This window comes from Polaromonas sp. P4_F4 (assembly GCF_056401355.1).
Genome location: NZ_JBFUJO010000003.1, coordinates 122,502 through 140,567, shown reverse-complemented (window position 1 = coordinate 140,567; position 18,066 = coordinate 122,502). Strand labels below are relative to the sequence as shown.

Annotated in this window: 20 protein-coding genes and 1 pseudogene; 14 read left to right on the top strand and 7 right to left on the bottom strand. The window is 63.0% G+C overall.

Going from position 1 to position 18,066, the window contains the following annotated elements; translation table 11 throughout:
• Positions 1-56 precede the first annotated feature (56 nt).
• The 3 genes from AC1DUR_RS04990 to AC1DUR_RS04980 all read left to right on the top strand — a co-directional run bounded on the left by AC1DUR_RS04990 (position 57) and on the right by AC1DUR_RS04980 (position 1,946).
• Complete coding sequence (locus tag AC1DUR_RS04990; protein ID WP_477719072.1) at positions 57-479, top strand: rhodanese-like domain-containing protein; 423 nt, start codon at positions 57-59, stop codon at positions 477-479.
• Positions 480-487: 8 nt separating this feature from the next.
• Entirely contained in the window at positions 488-910 is a 423-nt protein-coding gene (locus AC1DUR_RS04985) for a YchJ family protein (RefSeq protein ID WP_477721391.1), read from the top strand.
• A 373-nt stretch (positions 911-1,283) separates the two neighbouring features.
• A complete protein-coding gene (locus AC1DUR_RS04980; protein ID WP_477721390.1) occupies positions 1,284-1,946 on the top strand; it encodes an HAD family hydrolase in 663 nt (220 codons plus the stop codon).
• A gap of 21 nt (positions 1,947-1,967) precedes the next feature.
• Here AC1DUR_RS04980 and AC1DUR_RS04975 read toward each other — a convergent pair whose 3' ends face one another.
• A complete protein-coding gene (locus AC1DUR_RS04975) occupies positions 1,968-2,852 on the bottom strand; it encodes a LysR family transcriptional regulator (protein WP_477721389.1) in 885 nt (294 codons plus the stop codon).
• Between the two features lie 79 nt (positions 2,853-2,931).
• Between AC1DUR_RS04975 and AC1DUR_RS04970 the strand changes: the two genes are divergently transcribed.
• The 5 genes from AC1DUR_RS04970 to AC1DUR_RS04950 all read left to right on the top strand — a co-directional run bounded on the left by AC1DUR_RS04970 (position 2,932) and on the right by AC1DUR_RS04950 (position 7,164).
• Positions 2,932-3,354, top strand: coding sequence for a DoxX family protein (locus AC1DUR_RS04970; protein ID WP_477721388.1), 423 nt, complete (start codon positions 2,932-2,934; stop codon positions 3,352-3,354).
• An 11-nt stretch (positions 3,355-3,365) separates the two neighbouring features.
• The gene (locus tag AC1DUR_RS04965) at positions 3,366-4,061 is read left to right on the top strand and encodes a glutathione S-transferase family protein (RefSeq protein WP_477721387.1); all 696 of its coding nucleotides are present in this window, start codon (positions 3,366-3,368) and stop codon (positions 4,059-4,061) included.
• 118 nt (positions 4,062-4,179) lie between these two features.
• Entirely contained in the window at positions 4,180-4,560 is a 381-nt protein-coding gene (locus tag AC1DUR_RS04960) for a YciI family protein (RefSeq protein ID WP_477721386.1), read from the top strand.
• Between the two features lie 206 nt (positions 4,561-4,766).
• Positions 4,767-5,927, top strand: a complete 1,161-nt coding sequence (locus AC1DUR_RS04955; RefSeq protein WP_477721385.1) for an aminotransferase class V-fold PLP-dependent enzyme — start codon at positions 4,767-4,769, stop codon at positions 5,925-5,927.
• Positions 5,928-6,006: 79 nt separating this feature from the next.
• The gene (locus tag AC1DUR_RS04950; RefSeq protein WP_477721384.1) at positions 6,007-7,164 is read left to right on the top strand and encodes a formyltransferase family protein; all 1,158 of its coding nucleotides are present in this window, start codon (positions 6,007-6,009) and stop codon (positions 7,162-7,164) included.
• 74 nt (positions 7,165-7,238) lie between these two features.
• On the opposite strand, the gene AC1DUR_RS04945 is transcribed toward AC1DUR_RS04950, so the two are convergent.
• Positions 7,239-7,379: a hypothetical protein gene (locus AC1DUR_RS04945; protein ID WP_477721383.1), complete on the bottom strand. Its 141-nt coding sequence runs from the start codon at positions 7,377-7,379 to the stop codon at positions 7,239-7,241.
• Positions 7,380-7,553: 174 nt separating this feature from the next.
• Positions 7,554-8,504 carry a LysR family transcriptional regulator gene (locus tag AC1DUR_RS04940; protein ID WP_477721382.1) on the bottom strand — a complete coding sequence of 317 codons (951 nt, stop codon included), beginning with the start codon at positions 8,502-8,504 and terminating at the stop codon, positions 7,554-7,556.
• A gap of 234 nt (positions 8,505-8,738) precedes the next feature.
• On the opposite strand from AC1DUR_RS04940, the gene AC1DUR_RS04935 reads away from it, so the two are divergent.
• The 3 genes from AC1DUR_RS04935 to AC1DUR_RS04925 are packed head-to-tail and all read left to right on the top strand — an operon-like array spanning position 8,739 to position 11,392.
• A complete protein-coding gene (locus AC1DUR_RS04935) occupies positions 8,739-10,076 on the top strand; it encodes an acyclic terpene utilization AtuA family protein (protein ID WP_477721381.1) in 1,338 nt (445 codons plus the stop codon).
• Positions 10,077-10,379, top strand: coding sequence for an AtuA-related protein (locus AC1DUR_RS04930; protein ID WP_477721380.1), 303 nt, complete (start codon positions 10,077-10,079; stop codon positions 10,377-10,379).
• Between the two features lie 53 nt (positions 10,380-10,432).
• Positions 10,433-11,392 (top strand): Bug family tripartite tricarboxylate transporter substrate binding protein, encoded by a 960-nt coding sequence (locus tag AC1DUR_RS04925; RefSeq protein WP_477721379.1) that lies wholly within the window; start codon positions 10,433-10,435, stop codon positions 11,390-11,392.
• 179 nt (positions 11,393-11,571) lie between these two features.
• Here the strand turns inward: AC1DUR_RS04925 and AC1DUR_RS04920 are convergent, their stop codons facing one another.
• A complete protein-coding gene (locus AC1DUR_RS04920; protein ID WP_477721378.1) occupies positions 11,572-11,844 on the bottom strand; it encodes a DUF3297 family protein in 273 nt (90 codons plus the stop codon).
• 195 nt (positions 11,845-12,039) lie between these two features.
• Between AC1DUR_RS04920 and AC1DUR_RS04915 the strand changes: the two genes are divergently transcribed.
• Positions 12,040-13,620 (top strand): MFS transporter, encoded by a 1,581-nt coding sequence (locus AC1DUR_RS04915; RefSeq protein ID WP_477721377.1) that lies wholly within the window; start codon positions 12,040-12,042, stop codon positions 13,618-13,620.
• A gap of 280 nt (positions 13,621-13,900) precedes the next feature.
• On the opposite strand, the gene AC1DUR_RS04910 is transcribed toward AC1DUR_RS04915, so the two are convergent.
• Positions 13,901-14,578: a glutathione S-transferase family protein gene (locus tag AC1DUR_RS04910; RefSeq protein ID WP_477721376.1), complete on the bottom strand. Its 678-nt coding sequence runs from the start codon at positions 14,576-14,578 to the stop codon at positions 13,901-13,903.
• A 262-nt stretch (positions 14,579-14,840) separates the two neighbouring features.
• On the opposite strand from AC1DUR_RS04910, the gene AC1DUR_RS04905 reads away from it, so the two are divergent.
• Positions 14,841-15,899, top strand: coding sequence for an AraC family transcriptional regulator (locus tag AC1DUR_RS04905; protein ID WP_477721375.1), 1,059 nt, complete (start codon positions 14,841-14,843; stop codon positions 15,897-15,899).
• 123 nt (positions 15,900-16,022) lie between these two features.
• Here the strand turns inward: AC1DUR_RS04905 and AC1DUR_RS04900 are convergent.
• Positions 16,023-16,249: pseudogene (locus AC1DUR_RS04900) on the bottom strand (tyrosine-type recombinase/integrase); the annotation flags it as partial.
• Between the two features lie 293 nt (positions 16,250-16,542).
• The gene (locus AC1DUR_RS04895) at positions 16,543-16,875 is read right to left on the bottom strand and encodes a hypothetical protein (protein WP_477721374.1); all 333 of its coding nucleotides are present in this window, start codon (positions 16,873-16,875) and stop codon (positions 16,543-16,545) included.
• A 346-nt stretch (positions 16,876-17,221) separates the two neighbouring features.
• On the opposite strand from AC1DUR_RS04895, the gene AC1DUR_RS04890 reads away from it, so the two are divergent.
• Positions 17,222-17,731, top strand: a complete 510-nt coding sequence (locus tag AC1DUR_RS04890) for a hypothetical protein (protein ID WP_477721373.1) — start codon at positions 17,222-17,224, stop codon at positions 17,729-17,731.
• The last annotated feature ends 335 nt before the right edge of the window (positions 17,732-18,066 follow it).

Genomic DNA, 18,066 nt, shown 5'->3' with positions numbered 1-18,066 from the left:
GAAAGCACGCCGTAAACTTGCCGATTCAGTCCGCAATCCACAGCAGGAGACAAAACATGCCGATTACCAAAGGATTCCGTGCCCTGGTCGATGAAGCCATGGCGCAGGTCAAGAGCTACTCGGTGGACGAGGTGAAAGCCAAACTCGCTGACCCCCACGTGCAGGTCGTCGACATCCGCGATGTGCGCGAGCTGGCGGGCGGCACGGTGGTGGGCGCCTACCATGCGCCCCGGGGCATGCTCGAGTTCTGGGTGGACCCCGCCTCGCCTTATCACAAGCCCGTGTTTGCTGACGAGGGTAAGGAGTTCATCCTGTTCTGCGGCGCCGGCTGGCGCAGTGCGCTGGCCACCAAGACGCTGCAGGACATGGGCATGACCAACGTCGCGCACATGGACGGCGGGTATGCCGAATGGCTCAAGCAGGGCGGGCCGACCGAGACACTGGAAGACCGGGAAAAGCGCAAGGCCGGCAAAAGCTGATACTGCTGATGCCCCAGCCCCCGTTGCTGCCGTCGCAGCCTTGCCCCTGCGGCCGCCTGGCCGCCTCCGGAAAGCCCCTCGCTTTTTCACCATGCTGCGGCCGCTACCTGGATGACTTTGCGGGTTCGCCCGCGCCCGACGCCGAGTCGCTGATGCGCTCGCGTTACACCGCTTTTGTGCGGGAACGGGCCGACTACTTGCTGGCTACCTGGCACGCCAGTCACCGGCCGCCATCGATTGATTTTGATCCGGGCGTCAAATGGCTGGGCCTGGAAGTGCGGCAACACCGCGCGCTGGATGCTACCCATGCCGAAGTTGAATTTGTCGCCCGACAGAAAAGCCCCGGCAGCCCGGCTGTGCGTCTGCACGAGCGCAGCCGCTTCGTGCACGAGGCAGGCCGTTGGTACTATGTGGACGGCGATACGTGGTGATTGAGGTAACCACACCGGTCACAGCACATGGCGCTGAGCCGTTCCCTCTGTGCCCTTCTTGCTCCTTCCCGCCTTTGGGGGAAGGCTGGGATGGGGGCCATGCGACCCATGAGAAACGCTGTTTGGTTCATGGCAGCTTGCACCGCTTTAATGGGGCTGGAGACGGTTTGCTCGATTAGTCAGGGCCGTCCGGGTAGTTTTGTCTCTAACCACAAGAGGAGTCAAGTCCAGGGCGCGCTCACCCACATGCGGTGAGCCCCCATCCCGGCCTTCCCCCAAAGGCGGGAAGGGGTAACGCGGGGGGACTCAATCCGAACCATGTCTGGCGGGTGTAGTGCGCATACTGAATGCGTAGTATTGAAAGGTTTTTGCTTTGAAATTTGATGCGGTGTTGTTTGACTGTGATGGCGTGCTGGTCGACAGCGAAACGATCACCAACGATGTGTTGCGCGACATGCTGGAAGAGCGGGGCTGGAAGCTCACGCGCGAGGAATGCATGCGCATCTTCGTCGGCAAGGCCGTCAAGGACGAGGCCGCCACCATCGAAGCCCACACCGGCCGGCCGCTGACCGAGGACTGGATGGTGCGTTTTCGCGAGCGCCGCAATCAGGGGCTGATGGAGGGCGTCAAGCCCATTCGCGGCGCAGTGGAGGCTGTGGCGAAGATTCATGAGCTGTACCAGGGCCGCATCGCCTGCGCGTCGGGAGCCGACCGCTTCAAGGTGGAGCTGCAACTGGAGAAATGCGGGCTGATGCCCTACTTCAAGGGGCGCATTTTCAGCGGGCATGAAATGCCTCGCTCCAAGCCGGCGCCGGATGTTTACCTGGCGGCTGCTGCGGCGCTGGGTATCGACCCCAAGCGGTGTGCGGTGGTGGAGGACACGGTGACCGGCGTCACTGCGGGTGTGGCGGCCGGGGCGACGGTGTTTGGCTATAGCCCGCCGGAAGCGGGGCATGACGCGCCGGGTGCGTTGACGAAGACGGGCGCCGTCCGGGTCTTTGTGGCCATGAGCGGGTTGCCGGCGCTGCTGAACTGAGCTGGCGCGGCCCCATTCAGTTTAGGTCAGCGCCATGTGTTTGGCCAGATGGCTGAACACCGTGGAGACCCGCCGCAGGTGCCGCGATTCGGTATGCGTCAGAAGCCAGAGTTCGGTCTGACACTCATCCAGCGCGCCGGTCAAGGCCACCAGGTCGGCCCGGCCTTGCGCAAGAAACAGAGGCAACAAGCCGATGCCCATGCCTTGCGCCACCATTTCCGCGACGGTGAGTATGCTGCTGACCCGATAGCGCGGCGACACCCTGGGAAAATGCTTCTTGCGCCAGACGACCGACGGGTGCTCCGGCAAGGCGTCATCCGGGGCGATCCAGTCGACTTTCCCGGCCACATCGGCATCGAAGCGCCTGGGGCCGCCTTTTTTGGCGGCAAACAGCGCCACCCGGATCGGACCGACATGCTTGCCCACCAGGTGCTGCGGCGGCCGCTTGGTGGCGCGCACGGCAATGTCGGCATCACGCCGCGTGAGGCTGGCCAATTCGTTCCCTGTGTGCAGCTCGTAGACCAGCAGCGGGTGGGTTGACTGCAGCAACTTGAGCGCCGGCGCGACCAGGCCATGCAACACGGTATCGGTGGTGGTGAGGCGCACGCTGCCGGAGACCTGTTCGGGACTGGCCTGCGCGGCCGAGCGGGCCGACTCCAACTGCACCTCCAGTTGCTCCCCGTGGCTTGCCAGCACCTGCGCCAGTTCCAGCGGCTGGTAGCCAGTCCTTGAGCGTTCAAACAGACGCTGGCCCAAACCCTTCTCGATGCGCTGCAGCGAGCGGAAAACCGTTGATGCATCCACCGCAAGCCGCTCGCCCGCTTCTGCCAGGGTGTTGGTCCGCACCAGCGCGAGCACGACCTCGATATCGGGGGCGCTGAGTTTGTATTGCGTTGCTGCATTCATGGCTTGCACCTGTGCCTATTTTCATTGTCTGTTTGCAATCCTACATTACCCCCATCAATCAACTCAATGGAGCAATGCAATGCGGCAACCGGAAGCCAACAACACCGCCCCTTACGGCGTGGCCCTGCTTCGTATCAGCCTGGGCGTGATGTGGATGGCCCACGCCCTGTTGAAATGGCTGGTTTTCACCTTGCCGGGAACGGCGCAGTTTTTTGCGGGCGTGGGCTTCCCCGGCGTGCTGGCCTACCCCGTGTTCGCTGCGGAACTGCTGGGCGGCCTGGCCATCCTGCTCGGGCTGTATGCCCGCCAGGTGTCGCTGGCGCTGGCGCCCATCATGGCCGTGGCCGCGTCGGTGCATTTTGGCAACGGCTGGGTCCACACCAGCCAGGGGGGCGGCTGGGAGTATCCCGTGTTCCTGACCGTGGCCTCCGTGGCGCTTTGGCTGGCCGGCGACGGCGCCTTCGCCCTGCGCCGCAGCCCGCGTTTTGTGCCCGCCTGGTGAAGGAGTACACCATGGCCTCCCAACTTACATTGATCAGCCACACGCTGTGCCCTTACGTCCAGCGCGCGGCGATTGTCCTGGCCGAGAAGGGCATTGGTTTTGAGCGGCAGGACATTGACCTGGCCCACAAGCCCGACTGGTTCCTCAAGATCTCGCCGCTGGGCAAGACGCCCGTCCTGCGGGTGGACGGCGAAGCGATTTTTGAATCCGCCGTCATCTGTGAATACCTCGACGAAACGGCCGCACCCCGCCTGCACCCCGAAGACGCGCTGCAACGTGCCCGGCACCGCAGCTGGATGGAGTTCGGTTCGGCGATCCTCAACACCATCGGTGCCTTCTATAACGCGCCCAATGAAGAAGTCCTGGTGGCCCGCGCCGCCGAGCTACGCGCAAAGTTCCGGCAGGTCGAAGCGGCCCTGGGAAGCGGCCCCTACTTCGCTGGCGAACAGTTCAGCATGGTGGATGCGGTCTTTGGCCCGGTCTTTCGGTACTTCGACGTGTTCGACGAGATCGGTGATTTTGGCGATTTCGGTGTTTTCGCCGGCTTCACCGATATGCCCAAGGTGAACGCCTGGCGGCGTGCGCTGGCACAACGCGAATCGGTTCGCAACGCGGTTTGCCCCGACTACCCTGAATTGCTGCGCGCCTTTCTGCGGCAACGCGAGTCGGCGCTGTCCAGGCGCATAACTGTCGCGCTGCCAACTTGAGAGCCGGACATTTGCAAGGGAGAGAACTCTTTTTTCAAGGTTTGCGGATCGGGTGTCGAAATGCAGGTTTGTCGATCGTCGTAGGGGTGTAAGGTTCAAAATCTGAAAGGACTTCCCCATGAAATACCTCTGCCTCGCCTACTACAACCCCGAAAAATTCGCCGCACTGCCCCCTGGCGAGGTCCAAGCCCTGGTGAGCCAGTGCCCAGCCAAAGACGCCGAGTTGAAGAAGACCGGCCGCCTGGTGGTGAGCGCCTCGCTCGAGGGCCCGCAGGCCGCCTTTGCCTTGCGCCCGCGCGATGGTAAACCACAGGTGACCGACGGCCCCTATGCCGAGGCCAAAGAAATGGTTGGCGGCTTTTTCATCATTGAGGCGGCTGACCGGGACGAGGCGGTGCGGGTGGCTTCTCTGCATCCGGCTGCCACCTTGGGCGAAAACGTCGGCTGGGCGATCGAGCTGCACCCTATTGGGTTTTTTGAGCAGGCATTTAACCAGTAGGTCGTTGCGAAAAGGCGGTGGCTAAGAAGGTACGGTCACCGGGGTGACGGCGGGGATGGCTGCAGGTTGCGCGGTGTTTGGCTGTAGGCCGCCGGAGGCCGGGCATGATGCGCCGGCGGCGCTGCGCAAAACCTCGGGAGCCAAAAAAACGGCCTGGCATGCTAAGCTGCCAAGTCGTTTTTTTCAAACTACCCCGAGAAAACCCTATGCCCGGACTGCTGCCCAACGTTGACCCTGATGGCTTGCTTGAATTTTCGGTGGTGTACACCGACCGCGCGCTGAATCACATGTCGCGCAGCTTCCAGGGCGTGATGACCGACATCTCCAGCATCCTGAAGGAGGTGTACAACGCGCCCTCTGCTGTGCTGGTGCCCGGCAGCGGCACTTACGGCATGGAGGCCGTGGCGCGCCAGTTTGCCACGGGCAAACAGGTGCTGGTCATTCGCAACGGCTGGTTCAGCTACCGCTGGACGCAGATATTCGATATGGGGAGCATTCCCGCCTCGTCCAACGTTCTCAAGGCCCGCCAAACCGGCCCGGGTGCTCAGGCACCCTGGGCGCCCGCATCCATCGCCGAAGTGCAGGCCGCCATTGCAAAAGAAAAACCTGCCGCCGTCTTCGCACCGCACGTGGAGACCGCTTCCGGCATGATCCTGCCCGACAGCTACCTGCGCGCCGTGGCCGATGCCGTGCATGCCGTGGGCGGCCTGTTCGTGCTCGACTGCATCGCCTCGGGCGCCATGTGGGTAGACATGAAAGCCACGGGCGTGGACGTGCTGATTTCCGCGCCGCAAAAAGGCTGGAGTAGCTCACCCTGCTGCGCCATGGTCATGCTCAGCGAGCGCGCCCGCGCGGCCATTGAAGGCACCACCAGCACCAGCTTTGCCTGCGATTTGAAGAAGTGGCTGCAGATCATGGAGACCTATGAAAAAGGTGGCCACGCCTACCACGCCACCCTGCCGACCGACGCCCTCACGCGCCTGCGCGCCGCCATGAAGGAAACGCAAGCCTACGGTTTTGCCAAAGTGCGCGCCGAGCAGGAAGCACTGGGCGGCAAGGTGCGCGCGCTGTTTGAAAGCCGCGGCCTGCCCAGTGTCGCCGCCGAAGGCTTCAAGGCGCCCGGCGTGGTGGTCAGCTACACCACCGACCCCGAGATCCAGTCCGGCAAAAAATTCATGGACCAGGGGCTGCAGACGGCCGCCGGTGTGCCGCTGCAATGCGACGAAGGCGCCGACTTCATGACCTTCCGCGTCGGGCTGTTCGGGCTCGAGAAATGGCACCAGTCGGATCGCACGGTGGGGCAATTGGCGGCGGCGCTGGATCGCATTGGGTTGACAGCGCCGGTTGCCGAGACCGTTACCGGTTGAAGACCGGCTGAAGACCGGCCGGCTCCGGCGGTCCCCTTTTTTCTTTTCTCCCCTTTCAGATGAATGAAGAGATGTGTCTATGAAATGCGCATTGGTGGGCTCCCGTTTCTTCGCCGCCTCGGTCTTCGAGGCGCTGCGCAAGGAAGAGGGGATCGAGTTCACAAGCATCGTCGCTCCCGCTGCGGATGACCGGCTGGCGCTGGCTGCACAAGCGGCCGGCATCGCGGTGCATGTGCTCGAGAACCCCAGGTTCGTTCCGGGCAACGCGATTGCCGAGGGCACCGACCTCATCATCGCCGCGCACACGCACGCACGGGTGAGCGACGAGGCACTCGCGCGTTCGCGCCTGGGCGGCATCGGTTATCACCCTTCGCTGTTGCCCCGGCATCGTGGCATTGCGGCTGTCGAATGGACGATTCTGGAGGGCGATCCGATCGCTGGGGGCTCGATCTATCACCTGGCCGACGGATGGGATGCGGGCGCCATCGCCGCCCAGGACTGGTGCTTTGTCGCCAGGGGCGAGACGGCGCGCGAATTATGGGAGCGCGCCCTGGCGCCGATGGGCCTGGCCCTGCTGCGCAAGGTGGTTCATCACGCCCGGTTGCAGGGTTCCGTTCCCGCCTACCCGCAGGATCCGGGCTTCGCCACCAAGGCCCCCATGATCCGCAAGTCTGTCGTGTTGACCGAGGAAGTCTCTTCGGTGAACACATCGCTCGTGGTTTCAATCGTGGGTGCCGACCGCCACGGCATCGTGAGCTCGCTGGCCGAGCGGGCAGAGCGCTTCGGTGCCAACTGGGCGGCGAGCCGCATGACAAAACTGGCCAATGAATTTGCCGGTACGGTTCACTTCGAGGTGCCGCGCGGGAACGCGGACGCACTGGTGGCCGCGCTGCGCGGACTCGAGTCCAGCGGCTTGCAGGTGGTCATCGCCAGGAGCGACGGCGCCCACACGCCCACCTCGCTTCGTGTGGTTGAGCTTGAACTGGTCGGCGAGGATCAGGTCGGGATCGTCAGCAAACTGACCAGGATATTGGCCGAGCGCGCCATCAGCATCGAGAGCATTCATACCGAGATCGTCCGCAGCGGCGTGTCCGGCAAGCAGACCTTCAAGATCGAAGCGCACTTGCTGGTGCCTGCCGCCCTGTCCGTCGATGCGCTGCGACAGGAACTCGGCACCTTGGCCCGCGAAATGATGGTCGACATCGCTTTGGGAGAGCGGCAGAATCCCGGCCCTTGAGTTGAATGCCGGGCGGTTGCCTGTCAGCGTATCAACGTATCAATGCTGGGCGCCAGACCAACCCTCCCGTGCGCTCAACCCAACAGGCGCACCAAGCCGTAGAGCGCAAGTATTGCGGATACCAGCAGGAGTGCGGTCTTTGCGGAGCGAGCGCCGACCAGTGTTCCGGTTACGTTGCAGGCCAAAATGGCGCCAAGGATGTAGGTTGTTTTCATGCCCCAATGGTAAGGCCTCGCCTGCCGGCAGACGCCCTGTGTGTCGCAAGGAAACCACTCCGGCATCGGACGCCGTGGTTCAGCGGTCGCGGCAAATTGGCGGGAGCCGCCACCCGGCCGGCGATGTAGTAAGCCCATCCGGACCGCGGCGATTTGGCATGGTGTCTTGCGGCGCTATGCCGGCAGATCCGGCACCAGGGCGGCCAGTTTTTCATGGTCGAGTTCAAGGCTGCCGGGCTGCAGCAACGCCCGCATCTGGACTCTGATGGGTTCGGCCAAGGCGTCGGCTGCGGCGGATGGGGTGCGACCCTGCGCGCTCAATAGAAAAATCTCACGAACCACGCCCGGTGGAGTGAGCGGCTTGATCGCAATCTGGCTGCTCATGAAATGAAAAAGGGTGAGGCTGGGGACCAGGCTGATTCCCACCCCGCTCTCCACCAGCCCCTTGACCGCTTCGACCCTTTCGACTTCCAGGACGGTGTTGAGCTTGTGTGGCCGCAATGCCGCGTCGATCTGGTGGCGAAGGCGGGTCGGGCGGGTGAAGTGAATAAACGGAAACCGGGCGAGCTCTTCGAGGTCTATCGTCGCCTTGCCGGCGAGTGCGTGGTTCTGCCCGCAGACGACGTAAAAGCGGTCAAGACAGAGCAATTCCTTGTGAACGTCAGCGTCTTTCGCATCAACGGTCGACAGCGCCAGATCGACCTTTCCGTCACGAACCAGATCCACGCATTGCGGCGGGAGCGCATCGACGATCTCGATGTCGATAGCCGGATGCCTGCGCCGGAAGCCGGCCACGACAACGGGCAGGAAGCGGGCGCAGAGCGAGGGGATACCCGCTACCGCGACGCGATCAACAATGCTCAGATCGCGGCAGACGCCGCCCATCACCTCGTCAAAGTGTGAAATCACCTCACGCGCGGCGCGGTCAAAGCGCCGGCCGGCGGCCGTGAGGTCGACTTTCCGGGTGTCCCTGTCAAACAGCTTCGCCGCCAGCGTGTCTTCCAGCGAACGGATCAGGGAGCTGAAGGCCGGCTGCGATAAATGCATCTGCTCTGCAGCGCGCGTGAAGCTGCGAAGGTCAGAAAGTGCCAGGAAGGCACGGAGTTGACGTGTGGACAGGTTCATCCGTGACGATGATAGCCACGGATGCCGGATACGGGAACCCGCGGGCAGTCGCGCCCTTGTCCTTGGGATGGGGAGTCATTCGATTTTCCTTTGAGTCCCATTCAAAGTTTCGAATTTACAGGGGCCCTTGCCTCATCCATAGTTCGTCTGGTGCGACGCTGTTACGTACGTTGTCACGCTGTGACGCTGTCACGTTGTACTTTGAAACAGAGATACCCGCTGAAAGACCATTCCATGAAAACCATCCGCATTGGCGCCGGCGCCGGCTACTCGGGGGACCGCATTCCCCCCGCCATCGAGTTGGCGGAGAAGGGCGATCTGGACTACCTGGTGTTCGAGTGCCTGGCGGAGCGCACGATTGCCCTGGCCCAGCTGGAGCGGAGCAGGGATGCCCGCCTGGGCTTTGACCCCCTGCTCAGGGACCGCATGGAGGCGGTGCTGCTGTCATGCGTCAGCCGGGGGGTGAAGATCATCACCAACATGGGGGCCGCCAACCCCCAGGCGGCGGGACAGGAAATCATCAACATCGCGCGGGAGCTGGGATTGGACAGCCTGAAGGTGGCGGTGGTCCAGGGCGACGACGTGTTGCCGCGCCTCCATGACCACGAGCTGACCCTTCTCGAGAGCGGCGCGCCGCTGCGCTCTCTCGGGAGCTCCGTGCTTTCAGCGAATGCCTATATCGGCGCCGAGGCGCTGGTGAGGGCGCTGCGCCTGGGCGCCGATGTGGTCGTCACCGGGCGCGTCGCCGATCCGGCCCTGTTTCTCGCCCCGCTCATCCACGAGTTCGACTGGTCCATGTCGGACTGGAAGATGATGGGTCAGGGCACGGTGGTCGGGCATCTTCTGGAGTGCGCCGGGCAAATCACCGGCGGGTATTTCGCCGATCCGGGTTATCGCGATGTGCCCGATCTGGCCAGACTGGGCTTTCCCCTGGCCGAAGTGTCTGCAGATGGACGCGCCATCATCACCAAAGTGCAGGGTTCGGGCGGTTGCGTCACGACTGCCACCTGCGCGGCGCAGCTCTTGTATGAGGTCGAAAACCCCGCGAGATACCTGCAGCCGGATGTCGTCGCGGACTTTTCGGGTGTCACGCTGACCCAGGTCGGGCCCGATCGGGTACGCATAGCAGGTGCCAATGGACATCCGCGCCCGGCGACCTTGAAGGTGACCGTGGGACACCGTGACGGCTTCATCGGCGAAGGCCAGATTTCCTACGCGGGCCTGGGGGCCGAGGCGCGAGGCCGGCTGGCCCTGGACGTGCTGCGGCAGCGCCTGGAGAGCTCAGGCATCCAGGCGCTCGATAGCCGCTATGAACTCATCGGGGTGGATTCCATCCATGGCCAAACCCTGGCCCGCGGCTATCAGCCCTATGAAGTCCGGGCACGCGTGGCCATGCGCGTGGGAAGCAAAAAAGACGCCGAACGGGTGGCCAATGAGGTGGAGGCCATGTACCTCAACGGGCCTGCCGGTGGCGGAGGTGTCACCAAGTCGGTCCGCGAGGTGATTGCAGCGGCTTCCACGCTGGTCCCGCGCGACCTTGTCCAGCCAACTGTCACCACGATGGAGCTTTAAATGCTATTGCGAGAAATTGCCCATTCCCGTACCGGAGACAAGGGAAACCGGTCGACCATATCCGTCATTGCCTACGATCTCAGGGACTTCCCGGCGATTGAGCGTTCCGTGACGGCGGAACGTGTGCGTGCGCTGTACGCGGACGTCGTCAAAGGCGAGGTGGACCGCTATGTCGTGCCGCACCTGGGGGCCTTGAATTTCGTTCTGCACGACTCACTGGGTGGGGGTGTCACCCGGTCTCTCGCGCTGGACGCGCATGGCAAGTGCCTGAGCTCCGCCATCCTCGGCCTGTCCATCGAATAAGCTCGGCGTATTCAACAAAATTTTATTTTTAATTTTTAACAGGAGACATACACATGAAGTGCAAATCGATTCTTTTCCTGGCGGTGGCGAGCTTATCTTTCGCCGCCTTCGGCCAAGCCTACCCGAACAAGCCCATCAAGGCCATCGTGCCGTTTGCCGCGGGTAGCGCCACGGACCAGATTGGACGCGCTTTCGCGGCCAAGATGTCGGAAACGCTGGGGCAGGTCATCGTGGTGGACAACAGGGCCGGCGTCAACGGCATGCTGGGGGCCGATGCCGTCGCCAAGGCTGCTCCCGACGGCTACACCATCCTGATCGGAACCAACAGCACCAACGCGGCGCTCAAGAGCCTGATGAAAAAGCTGCCCTACGACCAGGACACGGCCTTCGCGCCTTTGGGGTACATGGGCTCGGTGCCGCTCATCGTGGCTGTCAACAACGATGTGCCTGCCAAGACCCTGCGCGAGCTGGTCAACCTGGGCAAGAGCAAGCCCGGCCATGTCACCTTTGCCAGCGCCAGCACCTCGCAGCTGGTTTCCTCCGAGATGTTGGCCAACATGGCGGGCGTCGAAATGACCAACGTGCCGTACAAGAGCGGCCCTGCGGCCATGACCGACCTCCTCGGCGGGCAAGTGATGATGTTCACCGCTGATTTCGCGGTGACCCTGCCGCAGGTCAAGGCGGGCAAGATCCGCGGCCTGGCGGTGACGTCGACCAAGCGCTCGCCCGCGATTCCGGAACTGCCAACGGTCAATGAGGCGCTGGGGCTCAAGGACTACGAACTGATCGCCTACTTCGCCATGTTTGCGCCCGCCGGAACGCCACCCGAGATCATTGCCAAGCTCAACCAGGCCATCAATGCCGCGGCACAGAGCAAGGACCTGCAGGAAAAATTTGCGCCGATTGGCTTCGTGGTTGAGCCCGGAACGCCTGAAGCCCTGGCCCAGCGCAGCCGCCTGGAAACCGCCAAGTGGGCCAAGGCCATCCGCGATGCCAAGATCGAGCCGCAATAAATAGCCGAACCAGGGCCGCAAGGCCTGGGCGGCGTGCATGGCTCGCGCGCATGAGCGCGGTCGCCCGGGTTTTGGGGATGTGCTCGAGCCTTCCTGCCTCACCTCGCCACGCCTCATTGCCGGGGCGATGGGGCGATGGGGCGATGGGGCGGTAGCGGCCCGTGGAGGACAGGCCTTACCTATCGATAAAACGCTTCGACCTTGCCCTTCAACTTGATCATCAGCGGATTGCCCTTGCGATCCAGCGTCTTGCCGGCCGGCACCTTGACCCAGCCCTCGCTGATGCAGTACTCGCCGACATCCAGGCGCTCCTTGTCATTCAATCGAATGCCCACGTCATGTTCGAACACGGCCGCGACGTGATGGGGGCTGCGCGGGTCAATCGACAGGCGGTCGGGCAGCGGGGGCAATGAAGTGGGAGTGGGGGTGGGGGTGGGAGTGGCTTCGTTCATGGGTGTCTCTTGTCAGTTAACGCGAATCTACATCCATTTTCCAGCATTTGATTCTTGACTGGTCTGGATGGGGACGCAACCGGGTTTTTCAACAGAATAGACCCATTGCGGTCCGACCGGAATTCACCATGGATCACTGCACAGCGTCGTTTGCGGTTGCCCGTTCTGGGAAATAATGATCTTATGAATGATCCCATGCCGATCACCCCCTCTATCTGGAGTCCCCTGCGCCAGCCCGCCTTTCGCGGGCTTTGGTTTTGCGGCGGCGTCTTTTTCATTGGCAACGGCATGCAGTCCATGGTGGCCGCCTGGCTCATGGTCGAGCTGACCGGTTCGTCCTTCCTCGCCGCGCTCGTGCAGACAGCGGTTTTCCTGCCCATGTTCCTGCTGGCGCTGCCTGCGGGCGTGCTGGCCGACACCAGCGATCGCCGGCGCCTGATCTCCAGCGCGCTGCTGGCGCAGGTGGCCGCATGCGCGCTGCTGGCCTTGCTGGTGCTGGGCGGCTGGGGTGGGGCGGCATCGGTACTTTTCCTGGTGTTTGTGTGCGGCTGCTGCACGGCGGTGCTGACGCCGGCCTGGAACTCGTCCGTGGTGGACCCGGTTCCCCGGGCCGAATGGCCGCAGGCCATCACCGCCGTCAGCATTGCCTACAACGTGGCGCGCGCCGTAGGCCCCACGCTCGCCGGTGTGCTGTTTGCACGCCTGGGTGCGGGCTGGGTGTTTGCGGTCACGGTATTCACGACGCTGGTCATGTGGGAATCGATTCGTCGCTGGCCGCCACGCGCTCACCCGCCGTCGCGCCTGCCGGCCGAGCGCCTGTGGAGCGGCACGCTCAGCGGGCTGCGCTTTGCCTGGCACTCGCGCATGATCCTGGCGCAACTGGTGCGGGCCATGGCCTTTGGCGCGGCCGGCTCGGCCCTGTGGGCGCTGCTGCCTGTGATTGCACAGCGCCAGCTGGGCGCCGGCGCGCAAGGCTTCGGCCTGTTGATGGGTTGCATGGGTATGGGTGCGGTGGTCACCGGTCTGGTCATCGGTCGTATGCGTGTGCGTTTCGGACTCGACGCTGTCGTTGGCGCCAGCTGCGTGGCGTTTTCTGCGGTCATGCTGCTCACCGCATGGGTCCGCGTGCCGCTGCTGATCTATGGCGCCATGGCGGTGGGCGGCGCTGCGTGGATGTCGGCCATGTCGACCTTCAACACCGCCACGCAGTCCAGCGCGCCGCCGTGGGTGCGCTCGCGCGCGGTGGCGCTGCATATCGTGGCCGCGCTGGGCGCCTTCGCCTTCGGCTCGGCGTTCTGGGGCGCGGTGTCCGACATCGCCGGCCTGACAGCCGCGCTGGTCGCGGCCGGCCTGCTGATGGCCGCCGGCTTGCTGCTGGCGCGCCCGTTCCCATTGCGCGTGGGCGCGGACCACGAAGTGACACAGGGCACGCCCTGGGAAGAGTTGTTCGTGGCGGCCGAACCCAGCCCCGAGGCCGGCCCGGTGGCGGTGGAGGTGGCCTACCGCATTCGCCCCGGGGAAGACCACGCCTTTCTCGACACCATTGGCCAGATGAAGGCGCCGCGCCGGCGCGATGGTGCCACCTTCTGGCGCGTCTACAAGGACCTGGGCGAACCGTCCCGTTATGTCGAGCGTTTCCTGGTGACCTCATGGGCCGACTACCTGCACCAGCGCGCTCGCGCTACCGTGGCCGATCACACGCTTGAAGTCGAGGTGCGCGCCTTCCTGGCGCACGGCGAAAGCGTGCGCATGTCGCACTACATTGCAGAGCGCTGAGGCGACGGCTGCCGGACGGTTATGGAGGAGCAGTTGCCGCCTTCATTCCTGCGCTCTGTGCCGAAACTCCCCAAGTGACAGCAGGGCGGCGCCATCACGTCAAAGTAGCTGGAGGTTTTGGCGGCCCAGGCCATCCGCCGTAATTCATACGAATTTTCAGCGGTCATGAGCTGCCCCACTCCAAGCCCGCGTCCGATGTCTACCTGGCAGCGGCCAGCGCACTGGGTGTGAATCCCCGTGCGCTGCGCCGGGCCGGCCTGAGCGCGGGCGGGAGCGATGGTCACGCCGGGCGTGTGTCCGGCGCCGCGACGGTGGACACGCCCTGGTCCACGGCCGCCTGCCACTGGGCTTTCATCGCGCGCTGGAAGGCCTCGCGGTTTTTCAGCCGCAGCCAGTAGTCGCGCACCGCGGGCGAGAAGCGCGGCTCCAGCGCCAGATGTTCCGCGAGCATGAGCGCATAGCCCACCGAGACGTCGGCGGCAGTGAAGCGCCCCGCGCAGAGAAACAGCTGCTGTGCCAGCGCGCCATCCAGCACGCGCAGCCGGGCCAGGAACCAGCGCGTGTAGTCGTCCGCGACCGCCTGCAGCGAACGCGCGGGCTCGAAGCGCGAGTAGCGCAGGACCAGGGTTTGCGGAAAGGTCAGGGTGGCCTCGCCGAAATGCAGCCAGTTCAGCCAGTTGCCGAAGCCGGGCTCGGTCACCGCCACGTTCAGTGGCGTGGGGGCCTGTTGGGCCTGCCGCGCCACGAGGTACTGGCAGATGGCAACCGACTCGCTCATGCGCAACTCCCCGTCTTCAAGCAGCGGCACCGTGCCCAGGGGATTGATGGCCAGATAGTCCCGCGCCAAGGCCCGGGGCGGGAAGGGCAGCATCTTCAGTGTGTAGGGCAGGCCGAGTTCTTCCAGCACCCACAGGGGGCGGAACGAGCGGGCGCTCATGCAGTGGTGAAGTGTGATCATGTGGGCATTCCGTTCATTTGCAGTCTAGTGTGGTGTTGCATGCTTGATGGCACAAATAAAAATGATGGATTTTTGGTCAAGGCAAGGCGCAAACCGCAGCAATAGTTCCACTATTGCGAGGATTTGCAACGCCGCCATGGCCGAAAAGACGCATTTTTATGTGCCAGATAGCGTGCAACACCACACTAGGGTGGACGAGGGTGCATGTGTGGCCAGCGAAGGGTCTGATTCTGCCAAATCGAACCCCTCTACACTCTGATTCATGAAGCCCGTATCAGCCACACCGCTCGCGTTTGTCAGGACGCTGCTGCTGGCGTATGCGCGTTATGGCCTTGATCCGGCCGGCGCCCTGGCCAAGGCACAAATCGCGCCAGCAGCCTTGCAGCAGCCGGGCGGCGCCATCACGTCCAAGCAGCTGGAGGTTCTGGCGGCCCAGGCCATGCGCGAACTCGACGACGAAGCCCTGGGCTGGTTCTCGCGCAAGCTGCCCTGGGGCAGCTACGGCATGCTGCTCAGGGCTTCGCTGAGCGCGCCCGACCTGGGCGTGGCGCTCAAGCGCTGGTGCCGTCACCATGGCCTGCTGACGGGCGATGTGGTCCTGAGTTTGTCGGTGGCCAATGAGGTGGCCAGCCTGACACTGCTGGACCAGGGGGTGAACCCCGCCATGCGCGAATTTTGCCTGGTGACCCTGCTGCGCAACCTGCATGGCGTGGCCTGCTGGCTGATTGACTCGCGCATTCCGCTGCAGGCGGCGTGCTTTCCGTTTGCCGCCCCGGCGCATGCGGCGGTGTACCCGGTGCTGTTTCCCGGGCCGGTGCAGTTTGACGCGCCGCAGGCGTGCCTGCGCTTTGACGCGCGTTACCTCGCCATGCCGCTGCGCCGGGATGAAAAAGCCCTGACCGCCATGCTGCCGCAGGCGCTCGCTCTGGTGGTGCGGCCCTACCGCCGTGACCGGCTGCTGGTGCAGCGCGTGCGCCTGTTGCTGCAAAGCCAGGCCGCCCCCGCCAATGCCGCGGCACTGGCCGACGCCTTGAATGTGTCGCCCCGCACGCTGCACCGCCAGCTGCAGGAAGAGGACGCGTCACTGCAGGCGCTGAAAGACGAGGTGCGGCAGGCGCAGGCCATGGACGCGCTGCGCCGCACCACGCGCCCCATCAAGCAGGTCGCGCTGGCGGTCGGATTTCGCAACGAGAAAAGCTTTGCGCGCGCCTTCCGGCAATGGACGGGCGACTCGCCGGCGGAGTACCGGCGCAAGGCTGCGCTGGGGCCTGGTCTGGATCAGGCGCTGGACGATGGCCGCGCGCGTCGCAAGCTCTTGTGACACCGCTTGCGAAGCCCGCAGGCCGCTTTCATCGTTCGGCTCGGACAACCTGTCTGCCAAGGCCTGGTTCATTGGGTGCCGTAGGCTATAAAAACATAGCAACCTGCATCGGGCCTCATGCCGCAGTGCATCCAGCGGGCTGGCGGTACTACCAGCCGCGACCTTGAGCACGTGGGTGTAAATCATGGTGGTGCTCACATCCGAGTGGCCCAGCAACACCTGCACCGTGCGAATGTCGGTGCCCGCCTGAAGCAAATGCGTGGCGAAGCTATGCCGTAGGGTGTGCACGCTCAAGACTTATGAATGCCTGCCTGTATCACCGCCTTCTTCAGGGCGCGCTGCAGGCGCTCCATAGTGTTTGTAACGAATTCGCTTACGGACCTGATCCAGCAACCGTGTGGCGCGCAAGGCAGGAGAGGATTTGCACAGTCTATCGAGCGCAAAGCCTTGCGGCGCGGCAGATAAACGCTTATTGTTGGGCGTCACATGTCTGAGCCCCCAAGCGCCACGGGGCAACCGAGTGGCGCATCTCTTCTTGAGGAGCATCGATGCGACCCTTCCTACGCCGTTCTCTTATCGCACTTGGCTGCACAGTTGTTCTTGGAGCTATCGCCTACGGAACCACATACGCGCCCGCACAAGCTCAAGCTCCATTGACGGCGCCCGCACAGTGCCAATGCTCACAGGACACACGGTTCCTTGTCGACGGGCACATCCTAAATTGCCAGTGCGGCGCGCTCCAGTGTGTAGCAGTTGTCTGGCCCAAGCCGGGTGTCCCACATGCCCCGGCGCTGGCATGCGTCAAATAGTCTGAGAAACACAGGAGAGAGATCTGCAAGTCAAAACGGAACTCATCGAAGGCGGCGTCGAGATCGAAGCCGCCGGCTTCACGACCGGCTTCATCACTAACAACGGTGTTGACATCAAGCATGACGTTTGCATCACGGCCCGAATAGAGGTGAATGGTCAACTTCAACGTTTCCCTCTAGCCAATGTGCTTGCTACAGGCCGGGGGGTCGGTTTTCGTTCGAAGCAGACGGTGGGCGAGTTATTGACTACTCATTTCAGTGGCGAGATGACGCAGGAAGGGTTCGTTATTCAACTGAATCAAGAGGCGCGTCTAGCGGCCAGTTCTTTTCGTCAGTTGGCAGATGGTGGTTAACCGATTCAGACGCTCCTAGAGCGCAGTCCTTTGCACCCATTTGGAAACTCGCGAAGGACGCTTGACGCGGTGATGCCCAACCCTTCCATCGAGCGGACGTCTTCCAGCGAGCATCGCCCGCCTCCAGCCGCCGCTCATGTCAAACGTCTAGGCATACAGAATGAACGGATTTGAGCAAAGGAAGAAGGATGTCCTTCAGCCGATATTTTTTGAAGCTGGGGCGGCTCTATTCGACTGCCAATCGTTCGAGTACGGAATAGCCTATCTGCTGTACCTATTCTCTCGTCTTGGTGTGAAGGACTTGGACACCCGGCGAGCAATATCAATTCTCGATGACGAAGAAAGAAAGACAGCCGGTCAATTAATCGGAATGCTCAAGAAACATTTGGCAGTGAGTGACGGGATTGAGGACGGTCTAACCGCCGCGCTCCAAGCTAGGAACCAATTGGTTCATCGTTATCTCGTCGAGAATGTGGAACGCATGGCTGATCCGAAGGAGCATGAGGATCTCGCGAGCGAAATACGAGCACTTCGTTCTCAGGTCAGGAAGGCGCACAAACAGCTTGAGCCATTTGTGAAGGCAGTCGCGGAGATTCTGGATGGGGTTGCCATCGATGAGTTGGCGGCTGAGGCCAAAGCCAAATTCATGTCTGATACACGGCAGCACTAAGATGCCCAACAAGCCTATATGGACTTCCCCACAACGGCAAGAAACTGACCAATAGTTTTGGTTTGAGGGATGCGCCTGCGGTCGTATACGCGATAGCTTTTCCTTGATAACGGTATTTCCATCGCTGGCGCGAAGTGAAGCGGCGCTGAAACGAGGAGCAGGCGCACATCTACTACTGCCCTGACCTGGCAGGATTTGCAACCTCTGTGGCCGGTATGAATCCGGCCCTCCGTCTATGCTCGAAGGCCTAAGGGCTCGTTCGGAAATAACTTGCACATTTGGCCTGCCAGCTTCGGGCGCGCTGCGTTGTTGTGAATCGCTTGTGTGGCTGGGCC